Source organism: Pedobacter gandavensis, from assembly GCF_032678745.1.
Lineage (GTDB): Bacteria > Bacteroidota > Bacteroidia > Sphingobacteriales > Sphingobacteriaceae > Pedobacter > Pedobacter gandavensis_C.
This window is the reverse complement of the sequence record NZ_JAVTST010000001.1, coordinates 137,231-158,489: the sequence shown is the minus strand read 5'-3', so window position 1 is coordinate 158,489 and position 21,259 is coordinate 137,231. Positions and strand designations below refer to the sequence as shown.

The following is a 21,259-nucleotide window of genomic DNA, read 5'->3' as shown; positions in this document are numbered from 1 at the left end:
AAAAAACAATTGCCAAAAAAAAGGGTTTAAAACTATTGAAAAATCAGGTAATTAGCGCAGAACGTTAGCGTATAAATATCGAATAAGCGTAGTTTTCATTCAAGGCTTTCGTTTTGAATATCCTGATTTTCGCTTTACTCCCCCTTTTAGAGAATGGACAAATTAATTTACAGATGTTTGTCTCTTTGTATTTTAATCAGAAGGCACAGGGAAGCCGAAGATTAAAAATCTTAATTTCGTAAATGATGCTGAAAAAATATAATTCGTACCAGTTATTTTTCATAAGCCTGATCGCTACAATTTTTGTGATCTATCCAGATATCACCTGGTTGCCTTATGAACTAGGTAAATTGGAGGGATCGCAAAAAACAAAGTATACCATCTTCTTTTTATTAAGGTATTCTTTCCTGGTGGGTCTGGTTTTTTTATTGATAAAAATAAACTTACAAGGGATAAAAACCCTGGACTTTAAAAAGCGTTTTGCTTACAATACGGCAATTTCTATCCTTGCTTTTGCGATCTATGGAGGAATCTCCTTTTTGGTCTATGCAAAAGTAAGACATTACGGCAGCTTAGTCTTGTTCCAGTTCATTGTGGTTTCCATTTTAAGCACCTTAATGGGCCATATCGTGATTATGTATCATGAGCAAAGAAAGAAAGAGCAAGAAATAGAAGAATTAAGGATCCAGAATTTGCAGAGTCGTTATGATGCTTTAACCAATCAGATCAATCCACATTTCTTTTTCAATTCTTTGAATGGATTGACCTCTTTAATCCGGAAAAAGAATAATGAGGAAACACTGACTTATGTAAATAAGCTTTCTGATGTATTTCGCTACATTCTGCAAAGCGACAAAAAAGGGCTGGTCACTTTAGGGGAAGAGCTGACTTTTGTTGATGCCTTTCGATATATGATGGAAATTCGTTTTGCCAATAAATTAGCATATCATATTGACATTGATGAAAGTGCATTATCTCAAAAGGTACCGGTGCTTTCTATTCTTCCACTACTCGATAATGTAGTAGTGCATAACAGGATTGACAGCGAGCATAAAATGACCATTAATATTTTCATTAATGAAAGCAATGAGCTTGTGGTTTCTAATCCGATTTACCCCAAATTGAGTCCGGCTGTGAGCAATGGAACTGGGCTGAACAACCTGGAAAATCGCTTTTTGCTATTGATGGATAAGCAAATTAGAATAGAGAACAATGGAAAGACATTTACTGTTTATTTACCCCTAGGATCATCCATATGAAAATATTAATAGTTGAAGATGAAACCGCTGCTTACGAAAGTCTTTTGGATATTTTGAACGAAATTGACCCTGATATTGAAGTGATCGGAAATACGGAAAGTGTCAGTCAGACTATTAATTGGTTGAATGGGAATACCCTACCCGATCTGATATTAATGGACATCCATTTATCTGACGGTTCCGCATTCCTGATTTTTGATCATATCGAAATAGAGATCCCGATTATATTTACCACAGCCTATGACGAATATGCGATCGAAGCATTTAAAGTAAATAGTATTGATTATTTGCTGAAGCCTATTAAAACTATTGAACTAGAACGTGCGCTTCAAAAATTCAGCAAATTATCACGAGCCAGTTCCATGGAATATTCAGCAAAAGTAAAGCAGCTTGCCCCCAACCAGGGTTATAAAAGCAAACTCTTAATTCCTGTTAGAGATAAGCTACTTCCAGTTGATCTGCAGGAAGTTTCTTTTTTCTACACCACAGATAAGGCCACCTCTATTGGTCTGGTGGATGGAAACACCTACAACTATTCCAAAACCTTAGAGCAGATTTTTTCCAGTTTAAATCCAGCCAATTTCTATCGTGCCAACAAACAGTTCATCATTGCCCGAAATGCCGTTAAAAGTATCACGGTATGGTTTGACAGCCGACTGCTTGTGACACTCAACAGAGATGTTCCTGAGCCGATTTATATCAGTAAAAATAAGGCCGCAGATTTCAAAGAATGGCTGGTAAATGAATCTTAAAATAAGTTTTGAACCCGGCTTTTCGTCTTAAGACTCCAACTTTTCGTGTTGCTCCTTCTTGCCCATAAAGCACGAATTATATTCTTGATATTTATGGTATAAAACACAAGAATATAATATTTTATGCAGGCGATAAGGAAGGAAGAAGATACAAATAATAGAATTACTGTAATTGATGTCATACGTGGAATCACCCTAATTGGAATTTGTGCTACTCATGCATTTCAACACTTTGGAGCGTTTACCAGTAATCCACAGCCCCCTTTCCCATGGATAGGTACAATGGATGAAATTACCAGTTGGATCCTGCAATATTTGGTCATGGGTAAATTCTTCATTATATTTTCTTTTCTATTCGGATTGAGTTTCTTCATCCAGATGGATAGTGCAGCTAAAAAAGGAGTTGATTTCCGTGGACGTTTCTTATGGCGTTTAACCTTACTTTTTATCATTGGATTATTACATAGTGCAATATTTCGCAATGATATTTTAATCATTTATGCGGTATTAGGAGTTCCTTTAGTACTGATGTATCGCTGGCCAAGCAAATGGCTGATTTCTATTGCCTTATTTTTTGTATTAGGCGGCGCACAGTTAACCTATATTGGATATCAGGCATTGGTTCCGGCTAGCAGTATCGAGCAAGTGGAAACACCTAAAGAACGAAGGGCACGTTGGCAGGAGATTTTCCTTAACAAACCTTTTTCAGAGAATATTCAACATAATACAACAGAACAGCTGAGCTTTAAATTCAACTTCCAGTTTGGAGAATATGGTCGTGGGTATATGACTATGGGCTTTTTTATTTTAGGTTTATTGGCCGGTCGGATACGTCTTTTTCAAAATCTGGAAAAGTACCAGCAGCAACTTTTAAAACTGGCATGGCTTGCTTTAGCGGTAGTCCTTTTACTTTATGCCCTTAAGCCTATTTTGCCCCAGGGAGAAAGACTGAGTTTAGCAGCCTGGCTGGTTATTCCGGTAGACAGCCTGATCAACTTACTTTCTGCTTATTTGTGGGTTTTTCTAATCATCACCTTATACAAGAAAGCATCTGTTCAAAAAAGACTGGAGAAAATTCTGAGTTATGGACGAATGGGGCTCACCAACTACATACTACAGTCTGTGATAGGCGTATTCATTTTCTATGGTTATGGCTTGGCCTTACACCATGAACTGGGTGTGTTTTTGAGTGTGGCGGTATGTTTAGGCTATACCTATTTACAGCTACAGATTAGCCATTTATGGCTGAAGAAGTTCCGCTACGGACCGATAGAATGGCTCTGGAGATCTGGAACTTATCTGAAATGGCAGGCATTAAAACGATAATAACCTAATAGCTGTTCTCCTTGTGAATACAGATAGAAATTTAACAAAAAAAAGAAATTTATGAAACCAGTACATTATTTAACCCTATTATTTCTTGTCCTATGCGCTCATCAGGTAGCCGCACAAGAAGGTCCGATTTTTAAAAAGGGAGAGAAATCTCCAAATGTCCATCATGTTGGTAATGTTTGGCTACAAGAATTGAATGCGCCAGATAGTGTGTTCGCCTATGGTACCTCGGTGGCCATTTTCGACAAAGGAGCAAGATTGGATTGGCATGTCCATCCAGGAGGGCAAATATTAATCATTACCGAAGGTGTTGGTTATTATCAGGAAAAAGGAAAAGCTAAACAGATTGTTCGCAGAGGCGAGGTGGTTAAATGTCAACCAGGTGTGGAACACTGGCATGGTGCAACACCTGAAAGCGGCGTCACTTATATCGCTACTTCACCTTCACAAAAAGGAAAAACGATCTGGTTACATAAGGTAAGTAATCAAGAATATACCGGCAATAAATAGTTTTAGGAGGTAAAAAATGGAAACAGTTAAATTAAACAACGGAATAGAAATGCCCATCCTGGGATTTGGTGTATTTCAGATACCCGATGCATCGGAATGTGAAAAAGCAGTTATTGAAGCCATAGCTACCGGTTATAGATCAATAGATACTGCGGCTTCTTATTTGAATGAGGCTGCTGTAGGCAAAGCCATTAAAAATAGTGGTATCGAAAGAGCAGAACTTTTTATTACTACAAAACTTTGGATCCAGGATACGGGCTATGAAAAAACAAAGGCAGCGTTTCAGAAATCACTGGATAGACTCCAATTAGATTACCTGGATCTGTATCTGATTCACCAACCTTATGGCGATATTTTCGGCTCCTGGCGCGCCATGCAGGAATTATATCAGGAAGGAAAAATCAAAGCTATTGGCGTCGCCAATTTTCAACCAGACAGAGTGATAGACCTCATTATAAACAGCGGCTTTACTCCTGCGGTCAATCAAATTGAAACCCACCCTTTTCAGCAACAGATTGAAACACAAAAATTCTTAGAGGAAAACAATGTACAAATTGAATCCTGGGGACCATTTGCAGAAGGAAAAAACAACATTTTCAATAATGAGTTTTTAGCTGTTATTGGAAAAAAATACAATAAGAGTATTGCACAAGTTATTCTTCGTTGGTTAACCCAAAGAGGTGTTGTTGCTATTCCCAAATCAGTTCGCAAGGAAAGAATGGTAGAAAACTTTAACATTTTTGATTTTGAGCTTTCCTCCGAAGATATGCAAGCCATAACCAGTTTAGATACAAATGTAAGCCTATTCTTTGACCACAGAGACCCTGCTATGGTTAAATGGCTGTCTGAGAGAAAATTAGCTATATAGTATGAAAAAGGAGTTGTTCAGGTACCTGGTGACATTAACATTTGTATTGATTGCGACAATTTCGCTCAATGCCCAAACCAAAAAGCGCCCTATAACAATTGCCCAGCAAGGCAGCTTTGCGGTTGGAGGAACAAAGCTTATCGAGGCGGGAAATTTCAGCCTGGATGATGCATTGAAAGCTCAGGGACAGACTTTTCATGGTGATCATGCGTATACCTTTTACCAGATTCCGATAAAGGCTCGTAAATATCCATTGGTTTTTCTGCATGGTGCCGGACAGTCAAAAAAAACCTGGGAAAGCACTCCTGACGGAAGAGAAGGATTCCAGAATATCTTTTTGAGACGTGGTTTTAGCGTTTATCTCCTTGACCAGCCCAGACGAGGCGATGCCGGAAAGAGTACTGTTGCCGCAACTATTACTCCGACTCCGGATGAACAGTTCTGGTTCAGTCAATTCAGAATCGGCAATTACCCTGATTACTTTCCAAATGTTCAGTTTTCAAAAGATCCCGCTTCACTAGAACAGTTTTATAGACAGATGACCCCAAATACCGGGGCATTTGATGGCAATGTGATCCGAGATGCAGTATCCCAATTATTTGATAAAATTGGGGAAGGGATACTGGTCACACATTCACAGGGAGGTGGTCCTGGCTGGCTTACAGCCATAAAAAATGAAAAGGTTAAAGCTGTTGTAGCTTACGAACCCTATAGCGGTTTCGTATTTCCAGTAGGAGAACTTCCGCAGCCGATAAAATCTGCCGGGTTATTTGGCGAGCTGAAGGGGACCGAGATACCCTTGTCGGATTTCATTAAACTGACCAGAATACCAATAGTGATCTACTATGGTGATAATATTGCCAAAGCAGCGACCAATGTGTGGAACAAGGACCATTGGCGTTCAGGGCTCGAAATGGCTAGGTTATGGGCGGCCAGCATCAACAAACATGGAGGCGATGCTACTGTGGTACACCTGCCAGAGATCGGAATAAATGGAAACACTCATTTTCCTTTTGCAGACTTGAACAACATCGAAGTCGCTGATGCATTGTCAAACTGGTTAAGGAAACGAAATCTGGATTAACTGATATTAACTACAAAAGAATAAAAATGAGCACATTAAAAACCTGTTGGTTATTACTCTTTACAGCTTTGTTAATGCTATCCTCCTGCTCAAGGGCACAGGAAACAGTAACCCAAGAAACTGAATTATTGAAAAATAAAAAAGTGTTGATTGTTTATTTGTCAAGAACAAAAAACACCAAGGCTCTTGCAGTGCTCATCCACCAGAAAGTTGGTGGTGACCTGGTATCCCTGGAGCTGGTAACCCCCTATCCTGATCATTACCAAACCACTGTTGATCAGGTAGCAACTGAAAATGCTACCGGCTTTTTACCTCCCCTAAAAACAAAGATTGACAGCATTGAAAAATACGATGTAGTTTTTGTCGGATTTCCAACCTGGGGAATGCAATTGCCCCCTCCGATGAAAAGCTTTTTAAAACAATATGATCTAAGCGGAAAAACGATAGTTCCCTTTAATACGAATGCTGGTTATGGCATTGGCAGCAGCTTTGAAACAGTCCAGCAATTGTGTCCAAATAGCAAAGTACTACAAGGTTTTTCAACCAAAGGAGGCAAAGAAAGAGATGGCATCTTATTCGTGATGGAAGGCGATAAAGAAAAACAGGTTAGGGCTGAGCTGCAGGACTGGTTGAAGAAGACAGCTCTGATTAATTAAAAACATTTAAGATGAAATTGAAAAAAGCAACAATAATAGCAATATTCATGGTATGGCCGATTTATTACCCAATACGCCGGGGTTGATCAGAACCGCCTGGGTGTTTTATATTAAAATCTAATTCATTCTATTATAAACCTTTTAAAGCAAACCATATGAAATCATTAACGTTCGGACTATTTTTAATCATCATGACTGTACAAGCCTCTTTCGCACAGAATCTTACTGTAGATGAGGAAATCATTAAACTTTCCAAAGATAAATGGACATGGATGTCGGATAAGAATATCAAAGTTCTTGACCAGCTTTTTCATGAAAAATCTGTATTTGTCCACATGGGTGGATCATGGGGAAAACAACAAGAGATCAATGTCATAAAAAGTGGAAACATCTGGTACAAAAAAGCGGATATACATGATGTTTCGGTGAAGGTAATCGACAATACCGCCATTCTTTTGAATAGAATTGATTTGCTGGCTGTTGTTGGTGGAAATGAAGTGACCAACCCATTTATGGTGACAGAAGTTTATATCAAACAGGATGGATCATGGAAACTAGGCTCTCTATCGTTTACCAAGTTAATGGGCCCTGGTGGCAAATAACAACCTATAAACCAATCAAACATGAAAAAAACATTAACAGGTTTCGCCATGATGCTTAGTTTCGGCTTGCAAGCTCAACAAAGGATAGTAAATGTTAGCCATAGTCAGGAACCAATAGTACGTTTTACCTCTGGAAGCGTCCGGGGAGCAATGGATGCAGCTGTTGAAAGTTTCAAGGGAATTCCTTATGCGGCTGCGCCCCTAGGTGAATATCGCTGGCGAGCACCTCAACCTGTTCCTGTCTGGCAAGGTGTACGTGATGCAAGCAAATTCTGTGCAGATTGTGCCCAGGCTGGTTGGCCACGTACTGCCGGTAAAATTGCAGACAACAGCTCTGAAGATTGCCTGTTCCTTAACTTATGGCGACCGGCCAATACTAAGCCGGGAGCAAAACTGCCAGTTATGGTTTGGATCTATGGTGGTGGCTTTGTGGGTGGTAGTGGTTCCCGTCCAGAAACTTCCGGAGAACAATTCGCTAAACAGGGTGTGATCCTGATGACTTTCAACTACCGTCTTGGCCGCCTTGGTCATTTTGCATTCCCTGCCTTAACCGCAGCGCATCCAAAGGAGCCTAAGGGAAGTTATGCCTACATGGACCAAATCGCTGCACTCCAATGGGTCAGGCAAAATATTGCTGCATTCGGTGGAGATCCGAACAATGTGACCATTTTCGGCGAGTCTGCGGGGGGTGTTTCCGTACATTCCTTATTGACTATTCCTGCTGCGAAAGGTCTTTTCCAAAAAGCAATCATTGAGTCTGGAGGTGGCCGTGATGGCGTACTCAGCGGAAGACCGATTCGCGAAGAGAATGCAGATCCCCATTACCCCATTTCAGCTGAAACAATCGGAAAAAACTTTGCCCGAAAACACGGAATAGAAGGGGTCGATGCAAACGCATTGGCAAAACTTCGCTCTCTTAGTGTCGAGGAAATTGTGGACAATGGTCAAGAAAGTGACGGACAAGGAGGCTTGCCAATTTACCCTGGTCCTATTCTCGATGGCAAACTGGTTGTAGAGACTGCCCAAAGCGCATACGAAGGCGGCAGACAAACACGCGTTCCTCTTATCATTGGTTCTAACAGTGCAGAAGTACCTGCGGGTTTCGTTAATGCCAGGACTAAAGAAGAACTTTTGTCCTTGTTTGGGAACAATAGGAATGAAGCTATAGCAGCTTACGATCCGAAAGGTACCATTGAATTAGCTGAGATGCTCACGATGATCAATACGGACAAGGTCTGGGCTGAACCGGCAAGGTTTACCGCAAAGGCTTTTACTGCCAAAGGTGATCAAGCTTTTATTTATCTTTTCTCTTATGTACCTGTCTCCATGCAACAACGGATGCGATACGGAGCGTCACATGCCTCTGAAATTCCTTATGTATTCAACAACCTTAGCGCTCGAAATGGAGCTGTTATTCCAGCCAAAGATCAGGAAGTTGCCCGGATGATGAACACCTATTGGGCAAACTTCGCCAAAACTGGAGATCCCAATGGCAAAGGCTTACCGAAATGGCCAGTCTATCATGCCAAAAAGAATGAGCTGCTGAACTTCAGCCTCGATGGTGCTGCAATAGGCAGTCCAGATCCTAAAAAAAATCGTCTTGATGTGATTGAGAAGTTGGCAAAGGATAAAAATTAAAAAGATCAATCATGAAAAACAATAAAATTATCGTCGCATTCTTCCTCGCATTTAGTTTTATTTCTCTTATGGGGAAAGCTCAGGATCATCAAAATCTGGGATTAAGCCCAAAAGAGCAAAGTATTATTGCTATTGCTGCTTTAACCGGAAAAGGTGATCTAACCAATCTGAAGACCGCATTAAAGCAGGGCCTTGATGCAGGACTGACCGTCAATCAGATCAAGGAAAGCCTGGTCCATGTCTATGCCTATGCAGGATTTCCCAGGAGTCTACGTGGATTACAAACCTTTATGGCCGTATTGGAGGAACGCAAGTCCCAAGGTATCAAAGATACTCTGGGTGCTGAAGCATCGCCGATCAATGATGAACACAGCAAATACGAACGTGGTAAGGCCATATTGAAAGAGTTGACCGGTGTAGCAGAGCAAGGTCCAAAAACAGGTTATGCGGCATTTGCTCCTGAGATAGAGGTATTCCTAAAAGAGCATTTGTTTGCCGATATTTTTGAACGCGATGTACTCAACTATGTCGAGAGAGAACTGGTAACCATATCAGTTCTGAGCAGTATTGGTGGAGTTGAACCGATGCTAAGTTCCCATTTAAAAATTTGTATGAACCTAGGTTTAAGCCCTTCCCAGTTACAGCAATTTCTGAGCATTATAAAACCACTTATAGGTAAAAAGGAAGCGGAATCGTCCAAAATCGTATTAGACAACGTGCTTAAAAACAAAAAGTAAAATGAAGTATATTTTAAGATTCAATCTCGCATGCTTATTAGTTCTACTTTATTCTTGTAACTGTAGTTCTGTAGAAAGCAACTCAAAAGCAGAAGAAGTATCGATTATTTTTCCTCAGGGAGATAAAAACACAAATGATAATTTCAAGGGAGAGGTATGGGTAAAATCTCTGGTAGATGCCGATAGTCTAAATGAAACTGCAGTTGGAAATGTGACCTTCGCTCCTGGCGCTAGAAGCAAATGGCATTTACATCCTGCCGGGCAAATTATTTTAGCCATAGATGGCAAAGGTTATTATCAGGAGGAAGGACAAGCAAAAAAAATCCTACGTAAAGGTGATGTGGTTAAGTGTCCGCCAAATGTTCCACATTGGCATGGTGCCAGTGAAGATACTGCATTTGTTCAGGTAGCGATCACAGGCAGGCAAAATGGCGCTACAAAATGGTTGCAAAGCGTTACGGAAGAAGCGTATCATGCCGCGGCTAAGAATTAATCAAAACCATAGAGATTTTGATTGGAATATTTAATCTAAAAAACCGTAACTTCTATATTAAACACATTGTTTTCAATCGATTAGAGAATAAAAAACCTAAACTACATACCAATGAAAATATCCAGACCTCATTTCATTAAGCGTACAGGAAAAGCGGGCTTTGCATTATGAATTAAAATAAAGAACACCTAAACTAAAAGAGATATGATTAGCCTAAACATCAATCAAAAAGCCTACGAGATAGAAGCAGATCCTGATATGCCCTTGCTTTGGGCAATCCGGGATCTTATTGGACTTACAGGAACCAAATATGGATGTGGCGTTGCACAATGTGGCGCCTGTGTTGTCCATTTAAACGGTGAAGCGGTAAGGTCATGTGTTACCAAAGTTAGTCGGGCGATAGGACAAAAGATAGTCACCATTGAAGGTCTCTCCAAAAACAATGACCATCCGCTTCAGCTGGCATGGAATGAAGTGAGTGTCCCTCAATGTGGCTACTGTCATTCCGGACAACTGATGTCGGCAGCCGTATTACTGAGGGAAAACCCAAACCCTAGCGACGAAGATATAGACACTGCGATGGCAGGAAACATTTGCCGTTGCGGCACTTATCCCCGCATTCGGAAGGCCATACATCTGGCAGCAGAATTTCAAAAAAAGGAAGGGGAGGCGAAATGAAAAAATCAATCATGATCATGTCCATCATCCTTTCCATGGTTGGGATGATGGCTTTCGCCTGGAATGTGACCAAACCAAATGAAGGCACCCCTATTCTGGCAGTTACTGCCTTAAAAAAGGACAGCATTGCTTCTGTTAAAGCTTTTGAGAAAGTATATCGTGTGCTGATGAGTCCCCGCTGTATGAATTGTCATCCATCAGGAGATATTCCTTTACAGGGAGACGACAGCCATTTACATGAGATGCTTCCAAAAAGAGGGAAAGATGGCAAAGGTTTATTTGCCATGAAATGTGGAAATTGTCACCAGTCGGCCAATACTCCTGGTATGCATACTCCTCCTGGAAATGCAGACTGGCATTTGCCTCCAGCAGATATGAGAATGGTTTTTCAGGGTAAAACGGCTACTGAACTGGCTAAGCAACTGGTGGATCCAAAGCAGAATGGCAATAAGTCTATGAAGCAATTATTGGAACATTCCGAAGACGGTTTAGTGCGTTGGGGTTGGAATCCCGGAGCAGGCAGAACGCTACCTCCAATGAGCCATGCGGAATTCAAAAAAGCATGGGAAACCTGGATAAATAACGGTGCTTATGCACCTAAAAGTAAAATAAATTAAAAACCAATAAGATGAGTACTAATCAGGTATCCAGAAGAGATTTCCTCAGAGTTTCGGGTCTGGCGGGCACAGCATTATGCTTAGGTTTCTATTTTCCATCCAGCGCGAAAGACGCAGAGGTTATTAATGCTATAGGAGCAGCAAATTCAGAGGTAGAACTCAATGCATGGATTCATATTGACACCAATGGCAAGGTCACTATTTTCAATCACCGCGCCGAAATGGGACAAGGATCTTTTCAATCCGTTCCACAAATCATAGCTGAAGAACTTGAGGTGGATCTCAAAGATGTCAATATTGTTTTTGCACAGGGAAACCGGGAGAAATATGGCAACCAGGTAACTGGGGGTAGCTCAACTATTCGCAGCGCATATAAGAATTTATTAAAATTAAGCGCTACTGCAAGAGTAATGTTGATTACGGTTGCGGCACAAAAATGGGGCGCTGCTACGGCCGACTGCTATGCAGCATCCGGTCATGTTGTCCATAAAACTTCCGGCAAAAAGTTCCATTACGGCGAACTTGTATTGGAGGCTTCCAAATTAGAGGCACCAAAAGAAGTGATCCTCAAAAAGACATCGGAGTATAAACTGATTCGCAAACCCTTGCTCAGACAGGATACGCCAATGAAAACAAATGGCACTGCGGTATTTGGTCTGGATAAGAAATTACCGGGGATGTTGTATGCCACAGTGGAACGTAATCCCAGATTAAGAGGTGTTGTAAAGAGTTTTGATGGCAGTGCGGCATTGAAAATACCCGGAGTGATCAAGGTCTTCAAAGTACGCATGGGTGTTTTCAAAACTTTCCGTGAAGGCGTAGCGGTAGTTGCCAATTCTACATGGGCAGCTATGCAGGGAAAAAAAGCATTAAAAATAGAATGGGATGATTCGGGTTTTGAGCATATCAATACTGCTGATATTTACAAACGCCAGCAGGATAGTCTTCAGAGTCAGGAGGGTTTATTTGCAAAAAAACAGGGAGATCCTGATGCTCAGCTAAAACAGGCGGAAAAAACCGTAGATGTGGTTTACCAGACTCCTTATCAATCCCATAGCTGCATGGAACCACTGAACTGCGTTGCCCATTACCAGGGAGATAAAGTAGAGATCTGGGGACCTATCCAGGCACCGGAATGGGTGCAGGATTACATCAGTGAGCAATTGAGTCTTCCTAAAGAAAAAGTGATTGTAAACATGACCTTCCTTGGTGGTGGCTTCGGAAGAAAAGCATTTATGGATTATCCTCATGAGGCCACGATGATCTCCAAAGAAATGGGGGCTCCGGTTCAGGTGGTATGGACTAGAGAAGATGATGCGACACAAGGTCCTTATCGCCCGGGAATTTCCTACAGGTGTCAGGGAGCAATTAACGATGGAGAGATTACGGCATTAAAATTCCGCATGGCAGGTCAGAACAATGACCACTGGAGAAATGGCAAGATGACGGATCAGGCAAACCGAAGTACTGCGGAAGGTTTTCTAAAACCTTACTATGAAAGCATCAAGAATATCAGTTTTGCTGAGGTGCAATTTGAAACCCCAATTCCAACCATGTGGTGGCGATCCGTATATGCTTCAACCAACGGCTTTGCTTATGAAAGTTTTTTGGATGAAATGGCAGTAGCGACGGGAAAAGATCCATTGGCACTCCGCAGACAACATTTACAGGAAGAGCGTTCCCAGCGTCTAATTGATAAGATGGAAGCCGTTTCCGGTTGGAAACAAAGAAAGAAAAACGAAGGCTTTGGTGTCGCCATCACCGAGTGTTTTGCCAGTACGGTAGGTCAGATTGTTAAAGTATCAAGAGCTGCCAATGGCAAGATAAAGATCGATCAGGTTTGGGCCGTCATGGATTGTGGCTGGTATGTAAATCCAGATATCATTAAGGCCCAGGTTGAAGGTAGTATTGTCATGGCATTAGGTGCAGCGACCATTCATGAAATCACTTTTAAAGATGGGCTGGTAGAACAAAGTAATTTCTACAATTATAAAATGCCAAGGATTACAGACATTCCACCAATCGAAGTATATATCATGGAGAATGATGAGAATGCAGGTGGAGTTGGTGAACCGGGTTTACCGGCCTTCGCTCCCGCCCTAACCAATGCCATTTATGATTTAACCGGAAATCGGATACGTAAACTTCCTTTTGATTTGAATGCGATTTAATAAACCTGTTCATGAAAGAAATCAACGACATACTTAAAGCCTATAAAAAAGCTGTGAAAGCGCAGCAGAGGACTGCGCTGGCTACGGTTGTTAAGGTTGAAGGCTCCTCCTATCGCCGGCCAGGCGCCAGGATGCTGATTACTGAAGATGGGCTGCTTACAGGTGCTATCAGTGGTGGGTGTTTAGAGGGCGATGCATTAAGAAAGGCGCTTTCGGCTATCCTACAGCAGGAAAACAAACTCATTACTTACGATACTACCGACGAAGAAGATGCCAAAATTGGCATTCAGCTGGGTTGTAATGGCATTGTGCATATCCTTTTTGAACCGATAAAAGAAGAGGATGCAGTAAATCCCATTAGGCTTTTGGAGGCTTTGGTTGCCGAACGGAAAGATGCGGTATTGGTTACCCTATTTTCTTTAACTGATAAAAATCAGCCCGGCAGTAGCATGCTTTACAGGAAGGAGCATTTTCAGTCCAGGGTTCCGGAAAGGATACAGGAAGAGGTTCTGAGAAACGCAGCCCTTGTTTTGCAACAGAAAACCTCTTCATTTGAAAACTATTTATATGAAAAAAATGGAGTAGATGTTTTTTTTGAGTTCATCCGGCCGGCCATTTCTCTGGTAATTGCCGGGGCTGGAAATGATGCACAACCTTTAACAGAAATCGCTTATTTATTAGGATGGGAAGTCACTATTGTTGATGGCAGACCTACACATGCCTCAATCCAAAGATTCCCAAATGCAAAACGCATATTAGTTGCTAAACCGGAACAGGTTTTATCGCAGGTAAATATAGATGAACAGACTGCATTTGTGCTGATGACCCATAATTACAATTATGATCTCGCCTTGTTGAACCTTCTTTTAGATACGGACTGCCCATATATTGGCAGCCTTGGCCCCAAAAACAAACTGATCCGCATGTTGGATGAGTTGAATAGAAATACTAAAGAGACCGAACTAAGGGTACATGGACCTGTTGGCCTTGATATCGGTGCAGAAACTGCGGAGGAAATCGCCATCTCTATCCTTGCAGAGGTCAAGTCTGTTTTCTCTGGTGCATCTTCGAGCTCCTTGAAAGTAAAAGAAGGTCCAATTCATCAACAGGAAATAAAAAATACAATATGAAAACAGGGATCATCATATTGGCAGCGGGTAACTCCAGCAGATTGGGAAAACCTAAGCAATTGTTAAATTACCAGGGAGAAACGCTTTTGACGATTGTCAGCAAAGCAGCAATGCAGTCTTCCTGTGAGCCTATTGTTATTGTGCTTGGTGCTTATGCGACAGAGATTTCAGCACAACATCGCCTTAGTGAGCTTACTTATGTGATCAATGAAAATTGGGAGGCGGGAATGTCATCCAGCATCGCAGTTGGCATGTCTGCCATTTTAAAGCATGCTGAAGATTTAGAACAGGTGATTATTGCGGTTTCAGATCAGCCTTTTATCAATGCTGAAATTTTTGAAAACCTGATTAAGAAACAACAAGAGAGCGGGAAAGGAATAATCGCTAGTAGCTATGCCGAAACCTGGGGTACGCCGGCACTGTTTAATAAAAAATACTTTCATCAGCTTTTATCGCTTAATGGAAACCAGGGTGCAAAACACCTTTTGAAACTATATCAGAAAGATTGCTCAAGTCTGAATTTTGAACTTGGCTACGTTGATATTGACACAACATCAGATTACAACAATTTAAACCTTTACAGATGATAGCGGATTCTTTTGGACGAGTACATGATTACCTGCGGATATCGCTAACCGATAACTGCAACTTTCGCTGTTTTTATTGTATGCCGGAAGAAGAGTACGACTTTACACCTGCATCGAGATTAATGCAACCTGAAGAAATTCTTCGGCTTGCAGAAATATTCGTAGCGCAGGGCGTTAAAAAAATCAGGTTAACCGGTGGGGAACCCTTGGTACGTAAGGACGCTGCTGAGATTATCCTTGCATTGGGTCGGCTTCCGGTAGAATTAGTGATCACCACCAATGGAACACGGATTGCAGAAATGCTACCAACGCTTTTAAAGGCGGGAATAAAAACGTTAAATATTAGCCTGGATACACTACAGCCAGAAAAATTCCTACTCATTACACGCAGAGATCTGTTTCATCAGGTTCGCAGTAATATCGAGCTTCTTTTACAACATAAGCTTCGCGTAAAAATTAATATGGTAGTGATGAAAGGGCTGAATGAAGATGAGATTAAAGATTTTATACACTGGACAAAACATCATCCGATTCAAATCCGATTCATTGAATTCATGCCTTTTAGCGGAAACAAATGGACCAGTAACAAAATGTTTTCTCTCGATGAAATTCTGGCCAGCATCGCTAAAGATTTCGCCTACATACCTGTTAAAGGCGAGGCACATGATACTGCCAAACATTTCATGATTCCGGGGCATGAGGGATCTTTTTCCATTATCAGCACCATGACTGCTCCTTTTTGCAGTACTTGTAACAGGATGCGTTTAACTGCTGATGGAAAACTTAAGAACTGTCTTTTTAGTGATGGTGAGACTGATTTACTGACTGCCCTTAGAAATAATGAAGAGATCCTCCCACTGATTCAGGCTTCGATATGGGCTAAGAAAAAAGAACTCGGAGGACAATTAAACACCCATTTTGAAAAACTAGATGCTGCTGCAATTCATAACAGAAGCATGATTACTATAGGAGGATAAATTCGTAAAATGATTACAGTTACAGCAGCAAAAACACTTATTTCAACACATATTAGTCCTTTAGATCCGGTAGTTGTTCAACTGGATAATGCAGCTGGTTTAATTCTGGCCAAAGACATTTATGCCAGTTGTGATATACCTGCATTCCCACAGTCCTCCATGGACGGTTATGCTTTGAAATTCGCTGACCGGGAAAAGGAACTCCAATTATCAGGAGAAATGGCTGCAGGAACAGCAGAATCATTTACCTTAAAAGCAGGAGAAACCAGTCGGATATTTACTGGCGCACCATTACCTGAAGGTGCAGATACTGTGGTGATGCAGGAAAAAGTAATTTTGAGCAATGGCGCTATTGTGATTCAGGATGAAAAACTACAAGTCGGATCCAATGTTCGCGATCAGGGTGCAGAAATCAGATCAGGTGATTTGGCCATGAAAAAGGGGACTTTATTGAGTCCTCCTGCAATCGGCTTTCTTGCCGGGATCGGCATCCTTCATCTGGAAGTTTTTCCATTGCCAAAAGTTTCGATCATTGTAACAGGAAAGGAATTACAGCAACCTGGCCTTGAACTAAATTTCGGTCAGGTTTATGAATCCAATTCCTATTCTCTTGCTGCAGCATTGAAAACTGAAGGTATTGCGCATGTGAATATCTTCCAAGCGGATGATGAATTACCGCTATTGACGCAGGTATTGGAGAAGGCACTGGAGCTTAGCGATGTTGTGCTCTTGACTGGCGGTGTGAGTGTTGGAGATTATGACTTTGTACTTGAAGCGTCCAGAAATTGTGCGGTAGAACAGGTATTTCATAAGGTAAGACAAAAGCCAGGAAAGCCTTTGTTTTTTGGAATAAAAGGACATAAACTGGTCTTTGGTTTACCTGGAAATCCTTCCTCAGTATTAAGCTGTTACTACAATTATGTGCTTCCTGCCATTAAAAAACTGGCACAGCAGGCGGACAGTATAAAATACATCCAGGCGAAATTGACCAGTGGATATCAAAAACCAGCTGGCCTAAGCCATTTCCTTAAGGGGAGCTACGAAAACGGGCAGGTAAGCCCATTAAGCGCACAAGAGTCTTTTCGTCTCCGCTCCTTTGCGCTGGCAAATTGTCTCATTTGTTTAGAGGAAACAAAAGAGGATTTCCAAATTGGTGAAATGGTGACAATTATGCTACTACCCTTATAATTTTATGGAAGAAAACTTTATCCTTTTTTATGGCTTACTTTTTATTGTAGCCTTTTTATATGCTTCAGTTGGACATGGAGGAGCTAGCGGTTATTTAGCCCTAATGGCCATATTTGCGGTATCTCCTGCCGTGATGAAACCCACGGCATTACTTTTAAATCTTTTTGTATCCTCCACCTCATTTATTCAGTTCTATAGAGGCAATTATTTCAAGTGGAAAACATTCTGGCCTTTTGCAGTCGCCTCTATCCCCTTGTCTTTTGTAGGAGGAATGATGGTGATTGAAAGTTCGATTTATAAAAAAACACTGGGTATCTTATTACTGATTCCGGTGATCCGTTTCCTCTTTTTCAGGAACACAGACCCTAAGGATTTTAAGCCTGCCAACATTCCGCTATCCCTGTTTATTGGCGGTGTTATTGGGCTCCTATCTGGCATGATTGGCATTGGCGGTGGCATCATCCTCTCTCCCATCCTGCTACTGTTAAAATGGACCGATCAGAAACAAACTGCTGCCATCAGTGCTGCGTTTATCTTTGTAAACTCTGTTGCTGGTTTAGGCGGTCAGTTGATCAAAGGTTTTGAGTTTAACACTGCCATGCTGGCCTATGTGGGTGTTGCTTTTGCAGGAGGAATTTGCGGAGCCTATTTTGGGGCTTTAAAGTTCCCACAAAACGTATTAAAAAATGTACTGGCTGGTGTCCTTGCCTTAGCCGCTTATAAATTAATATTTACCCATGCCTAATATGAAATACCTGGTTCCCTTTTTATTGTTTTTCTGCTTATCTGCCCGGGCGCAGGAAAGCAAAGAGTTTATCGTTGAAGGACAAGTTAAAAAAACACTCAGCATTGATCTGGATGCCCTCCGACAACATAAAGCTATCAGCATAGATAGCCTGACCATTTACAATCACCTGATGCAAAGAAAAAGCAGCCTCAAAAACATCAAAGGTGTATTGCTGAAAGATGTGTTGGAGGGTGTTGAAATTACTGCGGATCATCCAAAAACACTAAGCGAGTATTATCTGGTTTGTACTGCTACAGACAATTATAAAGTGGTACTGTCCTGGAATGAGGTCTTCAATTCTAAAAACGAGGGGATTCTGATTCTAAGTAGCTTCGATGTCGATCCTACAAAAAATGAAAAAGGAAATATTGCGATGATCGTGACGACAGACCAGGCAACGGGCAGAAGATTTGTAAAAGGATTGAGCAAAATCAGCATTTTAAGGGTAAATTAGCTATATGGAAATTGAGATCATCAGTTTTGGAAAAATATCCGAATTTATAAAGAACCAGAAAATAGAAATCACTGGCATCAGCAATACAGATGAATTAAAAGCTTATCTGGAAGCTCGTTTTCCTGCATTAAATAATGTAAAGTATAAGCTTTCCCTTAACAGAAATATAATTCAAAAGAGTACTGCAATAACGGCTAATGACGAGGTTGCAATTATGCCACCTTTTTCAGGAGGATAATAGAAATGGCCACAGAAAGATACCATAGGCAGGTTATTCTCCCTGGTTTTGGGGAAGCAGCACAACTTTTATTATCAAAAGCCAGGGTTCTGGTTATTGGTGCAGGAGGCCTTGGTTGCCCTGCATTACAATATCTTACTGCTGCAGGTGTTGGTTATATTGGTATTGTCGATGATGATACGATTGATTTGTCTAATCTTCATCGCCAGATTCTTTTTACGACTGCTGATGTGGGCAAGTTAAAAGTTCGCGTTGCTATGGAGCGACTTGAAAAAATGAACCCAGAGGTTGAAATCATTCCACACCCTGTACGTCTTCAAAAAGAAAATGTGCTGGATATTTTTAAAGGCTATGATTTTATTATAGATGGGACAGATAATTTCGAGTCCAGATACCTGATTAATGATGCTTGTGTGCTACTTGCTAAGCCGCTGATATTTGCCGCAGTCTCCGGATTTGAAGGGCAGTTAGCAATATTTAATGTTCCCGATGAACAGCAGCAAAGATGCAATTACAGGGATATTTTCCCTATTCCTCCCCAATATGGAGAGGTACTTAATTGCGCTGAAAATGGCGTATTGGGTGTATTGCCAGGAATAATTGGCAGTATGGCAGCAGCAGAAACTATCAAACTGATTACTGGAGTTGGCAGGCCATTGGTTAATAAACTACTCCATTATAACTTACTAAGTCTGGAACAATATGAAATGAACATTAGTCCGGGAAATGATTACCAGATCCCTATTCATGAAAAGGATTTTTCAAATATGGACTACCCGAATTCTGCTGGATTTACAAAAGAGTACACAGAAATTGACGCTGCGCAATTAGCAGCACTACAAGGAGCAGCATCTACATTAATTATTGATGTCCGGGAGCGGCATGAGGCTCCGATACTAAATGAGGAAATCTTTAGAAAGGTACCTATGTCTGAGTTCGGTGTTTTTATGGATAGTGATATTCAGGAGAAAAACATTGTATTCATTTGTCAACATGGTATACGCAGCCTTACTGCAGCGCAAGCAATAATAGAAAAATACGGCAACAATAAGAACATTTTCAGCCTGCAAGGGGGCATTGTAAAATGGATAAATTACTTTTTATAGGTTAGGAAATGAGTGATAAAAAAACAAAAAACATATTTGTTAAGGGTAGGATCGACCCCTCATTTATAGCGGACAGTATTTCAAAACACAGTTCAAAGACTGCTATTGGCGGTCACAGTATATTCATGGGACAAGTGAGAAAAGATGAGCTGGAGGGTAAATTTGTAACTGCCATAGAATTTACCACCTATGAAGCACTTGCTTTAGAAAAAATGAATGCCATTAGGGAGGAGATTTTCGAGAAATACCCGCTAAATTGTCTACATGTCCACCATAGCCTAGGGGTCGTTAAAACCGGTGAAATCTGCCTTTTTGTATTTTGCTCTTCTGCTCATCGTAAGCCGGCTATCGACGCCTGTTCGGAAATTGTGGAACGGCTAAAAGCTGAGTTACCTATTTGGGGCAAAGAGATATTTGAAGACGACACACATCAATGGAAAGAAAACAAGTAAAATGGTAAACATTACAAATAAATCAAACACCTTAAGAATTGCCATTGCAATGGCCACTGTCAAAGTTTCAAAACCAGAAACAGTTGAAGCTATTGAGCAAAGAAAAATCCCTAAGGGAGATGTTTTCGAATTTGCCCGGGCTGCAGGACTTTTAGGCGTAAAGAAAACGAGTGACCTCATTCCTGATTGTCACCCGCTACCTATAGAATACACTTCCATTACTTACGCAATTGATGGGTTGAATATTCACATTACCGTAGAAGTTCATACCATTTACAAAACCGGTGTAGAAGTTGAAGCCATGCACGGTGCTTCGATTACCGCCCTTACAATGTATGATATGCTGAAACCAATCGATAAAGGTGTTGAAATTCAAAACATCCGGTTGTTAAAAAAATCAGGTGGTAAATCAGACTTTAGGCAGCTTCAATTTCCAGAAATAAAAGCAGCTGTAGTGGTTTGCTCTGATTCTGTTTTTTCAGGTAAAGCACAGGACAGTTCGGGCAAAACTATCATAGGATTGCTGGAACAATTTGGGATTGAAACGCTGAAATATGAAGTTTTACCTGATGAGGTTGAAAGAATCAGCGCAAAGGCACTTGAACTCTGCGGAGCTGAACATCAACTGTTGATTTTTACTGGTGGAACAGGTCTTTCCCCAAGGGATGTTACACCTGAAGCGATTTCGCCTTTAATTGAGCGTAAAATTGATGGTATTATGGAAACTGCCAGACAATATGGCCAGGAACGGATGCCTTATGCGATGTTATCTCGTGGGATAGCCGGATTTATTGGTGATACCCTGGTGCTTACCTTTCCCGGATCGAAAGCTGGAGTTGAAGAATATATTCATGCGCTATTCCCGCAAATCCTACATCTGTTTAAGGTAAATAAGGGTCAAAAGCATTAACATTACATTCTATTAGCTATTTTTGGGGGATCC

General features: G+C 41.1%; 24 protein-coding genes. All 24 read left to right on the top strand.

Annotated features, from left to right (window positions below):
- The first annotated feature begins 242 nt into the window (after nucleotides 1-242).
- The 24 genes from R2S10_RS00680 (at nucleotide 243) to moaCB (ending at nucleotide 21,226) form a co-directional block, all read left to right on the top strand.
- On the top strand, nucleotides 243-1,259 hold the full coding sequence (locus tag R2S10_RS00680; RefSeq protein ID WP_316838498.1) for a sensor histidine kinase: 1,017 nt from the start codon (nucleotides 243-245) through the stop codon (nucleotides 1,257-1,259).
- The gene (locus R2S10_RS00675) at nucleotides 1,256-2,011 is read left to right on the top strand and encodes a LytTR family DNA-binding domain-containing protein (RefSeq protein WP_316838497.1); all 756 of its coding nucleotides are present in this window, start codon (nucleotides 1,256-1,258) and stop codon (nucleotides 2,009-2,011) included. The genes R2S10_RS00680 and R2S10_RS00675 overlap by 4 nt, the downstream gene beginning before the upstream one ends.
- A 123-nt stretch (nucleotides 2,012-2,134) precedes the next feature.
- Nucleotides 2,135-3,337, top strand: coding sequence for a DUF418 domain-containing protein (locus tag R2S10_RS00670; RefSeq protein ID WP_316838496.1), 1,203 nt, complete (start codon nucleotides 2,135-2,137; stop codon nucleotides 3,335-3,337).
- Nucleotides 3,338-3,397: 60 nt separating this feature from the next.
- Entirely contained in the window at nucleotides 3,398-3,853 is a 456-nt protein-coding gene (locus tag R2S10_RS00665; protein WP_316838495.1) for a cupin domain-containing protein, read from the top strand.
- A 16-nt stretch (nucleotides 3,854-3,869) separates the two neighbouring features.
- On the top strand, nucleotides 3,870-4,721 hold the full coding sequence (locus tag R2S10_RS00660) for an aldo/keto reductase (protein WP_316838494.1): 852 nt from the start codon (nucleotides 3,870-3,872) through the stop codon (nucleotides 4,719-4,721).
- 1 nt (nucleotide 4,722) lies between these two features.
- Nucleotides 4,723-5,805, top strand: coding sequence for an alpha/beta fold hydrolase (locus tag R2S10_RS00655; RefSeq protein ID WP_316838493.1), 1,083 nt, complete (start codon nucleotides 4,723-4,725; stop codon nucleotides 5,803-5,805).
- 26 nt (nucleotides 5,806-5,831) lie between these two features.
- Nucleotides 5,832-6,461 carry a flavodoxin gene (locus R2S10_RS00650; protein ID WP_316838492.1) on the top strand — a complete coding sequence of 210 codons (630 nt, stop codon included), beginning with the start codon at nucleotides 5,832-5,834 and terminating at the stop codon, nucleotides 6,459-6,461.
- Nucleotides 6,462-6,616: 155 nt separating this feature from the next.
- A complete protein-coding gene (locus R2S10_RS00645) occupies nucleotides 6,617-7,063 on the top strand; it encodes a nuclear transport factor 2 family protein (protein ID WP_316838491.1) in 447 nt (148 codons plus the stop codon).
- 21 nt (nucleotides 7,064-7,084) lie between these two features.
- A complete protein-coding gene (locus tag R2S10_RS00640; protein ID WP_316838490.1) occupies nucleotides 7,085-8,701 on the top strand; it encodes a carboxylesterase/lipase family protein in 1,617 nt (538 codons plus the stop codon).
- A gap of 11 nt (nucleotides 8,702-8,712) precedes the next feature.
- Nucleotides 8,713-9,438 (top strand): carboxymuconolactone decarboxylase family protein, encoded by a 726-nt coding sequence (locus R2S10_RS00635; RefSeq protein ID WP_316838489.1) that lies wholly within the window; start codon nucleotides 8,713-8,715, stop codon nucleotides 9,436-9,438.
- A gap of 1 nt (nucleotide 9,439) precedes the next feature.
- On the top strand, nucleotides 9,440-9,931 hold the full coding sequence (locus R2S10_RS00630; protein ID WP_316838488.1) for a cupin domain-containing protein: 492 nt from the start codon (nucleotides 9,440-9,442) through the stop codon (nucleotides 9,929-9,931).
- A gap of 204 nt (nucleotides 9,932-10,135) precedes the next feature.
- Complete coding sequence (locus tag R2S10_RS00625) at nucleotides 10,136-10,609, top strand: (2Fe-2S)-binding protein (RefSeq protein ID WP_316838487.1); 474 nt, start codon at nucleotides 10,136-10,138, stop codon at nucleotides 10,607-10,609.
- Nucleotides 10,606-11,226 carry a hypothetical protein gene (locus R2S10_RS00620; RefSeq protein ID WP_316838486.1) on the top strand — a complete coding sequence of 207 codons (621 nt, stop codon included), beginning with the start codon at nucleotides 10,606-10,608 and terminating at the stop codon, nucleotides 11,224-11,226. Before R2S10_RS00625 ends, R2S10_RS00620 begins: the two co-directional genes overlap by 4 nt.
- An 11-nt stretch (nucleotides 11,227-11,237) precedes the next feature.
- Nucleotides 11,238-13,397 carry a xanthine dehydrogenase family protein molybdopterin-binding subunit gene (locus tag R2S10_RS00615; RefSeq protein ID WP_316838485.1) on the top strand — a complete coding sequence of 720 codons (2,160 nt, stop codon included), beginning with the start codon at nucleotides 11,238-11,240 and terminating at the stop codon, nucleotides 13,395-13,397.
- 11 nt (nucleotides 13,398-13,408) lie between these two features.
- The gene (locus tag R2S10_RS00610) at nucleotides 13,409-14,527 is read left to right on the top strand and encodes an XdhC family protein (protein ID WP_316838484.1); all 1,119 of its coding nucleotides are present in this window, start codon (nucleotides 13,409-13,411) and stop codon (nucleotides 14,525-14,527) included.
- Nucleotides 14,524-15,114, top strand: coding sequence for a nucleotidyltransferase family protein (locus R2S10_RS00605; protein ID WP_316838483.1), 591 nt, complete (start codon nucleotides 14,524-14,526; stop codon nucleotides 15,112-15,114). Before R2S10_RS00610 ends, R2S10_RS00605 begins: the two co-directional genes overlap by 4 nt.
- Nucleotides 15,111-16,091: a GTP 3',8-cyclase MoaA gene (moaA, locus tag R2S10_RS00600; protein WP_316838482.1), complete on the top strand. Its 981-nt coding sequence runs from the start codon at nucleotides 15,111-15,113 to the stop codon at nucleotides 16,089-16,091. The genes R2S10_RS00605 and moaA overlap by 4 nt, the downstream gene beginning before the upstream one ends.
- Nucleotides 16,092-16,100: 9 nt before the next feature.
- Nucleotides 16,101-17,279 (top strand): gephyrin-like molybdotransferase Glp, encoded by a 1,179-nt coding sequence (gene glp / locus R2S10_RS00595; protein ID WP_316838481.1) that lies wholly within the window; start codon nucleotides 16,101-16,103, stop codon nucleotides 17,277-17,279.
- 4 nt (nucleotides 17,280-17,283) lie between these two features.
- On the top strand, nucleotides 17,284-18,024 hold the full coding sequence (locus tag R2S10_RS00590) for a sulfite exporter TauE/SafE family protein (protein WP_316838480.1): 741 nt from the start codon (nucleotides 17,284-17,286) through the stop codon (nucleotides 18,022-18,024).
- The gene (locus tag R2S10_RS00585; RefSeq protein WP_316838479.1) at nucleotides 18,017-18,520 is read left to right on the top strand and encodes a molybdopterin-binding protein; all 504 of its coding nucleotides are present in this window, start codon (nucleotides 18,017-18,019) and stop codon (nucleotides 18,518-18,520) included. Before R2S10_RS00590 ends, R2S10_RS00585 begins: the two co-directional genes overlap by 8 nt.
- A gap of 4 nt (nucleotides 18,521-18,524) precedes the next feature.
- A complete protein-coding gene (locus R2S10_RS00580; RefSeq protein WP_316838478.1) occupies nucleotides 18,525-18,758 on the top strand; it encodes a MoaD/ThiS family protein in 234 nt (77 codons plus the stop codon).
- 5 nt (nucleotides 18,759-18,763) lie between these two features.
- Nucleotides 18,764-19,864 carry a HesA/MoeB/ThiF family protein gene (locus tag R2S10_RS00575; RefSeq protein ID WP_316838477.1) on the top strand — a complete coding sequence of 367 codons (1,101 nt, stop codon included), beginning with the start codon at nucleotides 18,764-18,766 and terminating at the stop codon, nucleotides 19,862-19,864.
- Nucleotides 19,865-19,872: 8 nt separating this feature from the next.
- Nucleotides 19,873-20,316 carry a molybdenum cofactor biosynthesis protein MoaE gene (locus tag R2S10_RS00570; protein WP_316838476.1) on the top strand — a complete coding sequence of 148 codons (444 nt, stop codon included), beginning with the start codon at nucleotides 19,873-19,875 and terminating at the stop codon, nucleotides 20,314-20,316.
- 1 nt (nucleotide 20,317) lies between these two features.
- A complete protein-coding gene (gene moaCB, locus R2S10_RS00565; RefSeq protein ID WP_316838475.1) occupies nucleotides 20,318-21,226 on the top strand; it encodes a bifunctional molybdenum cofactor biosynthesis protein MoaC/MoaB in 909 nt (302 codons plus the stop codon).
- Nucleotides 21,227-21,259 lie beyond the last annotated feature (33 nt).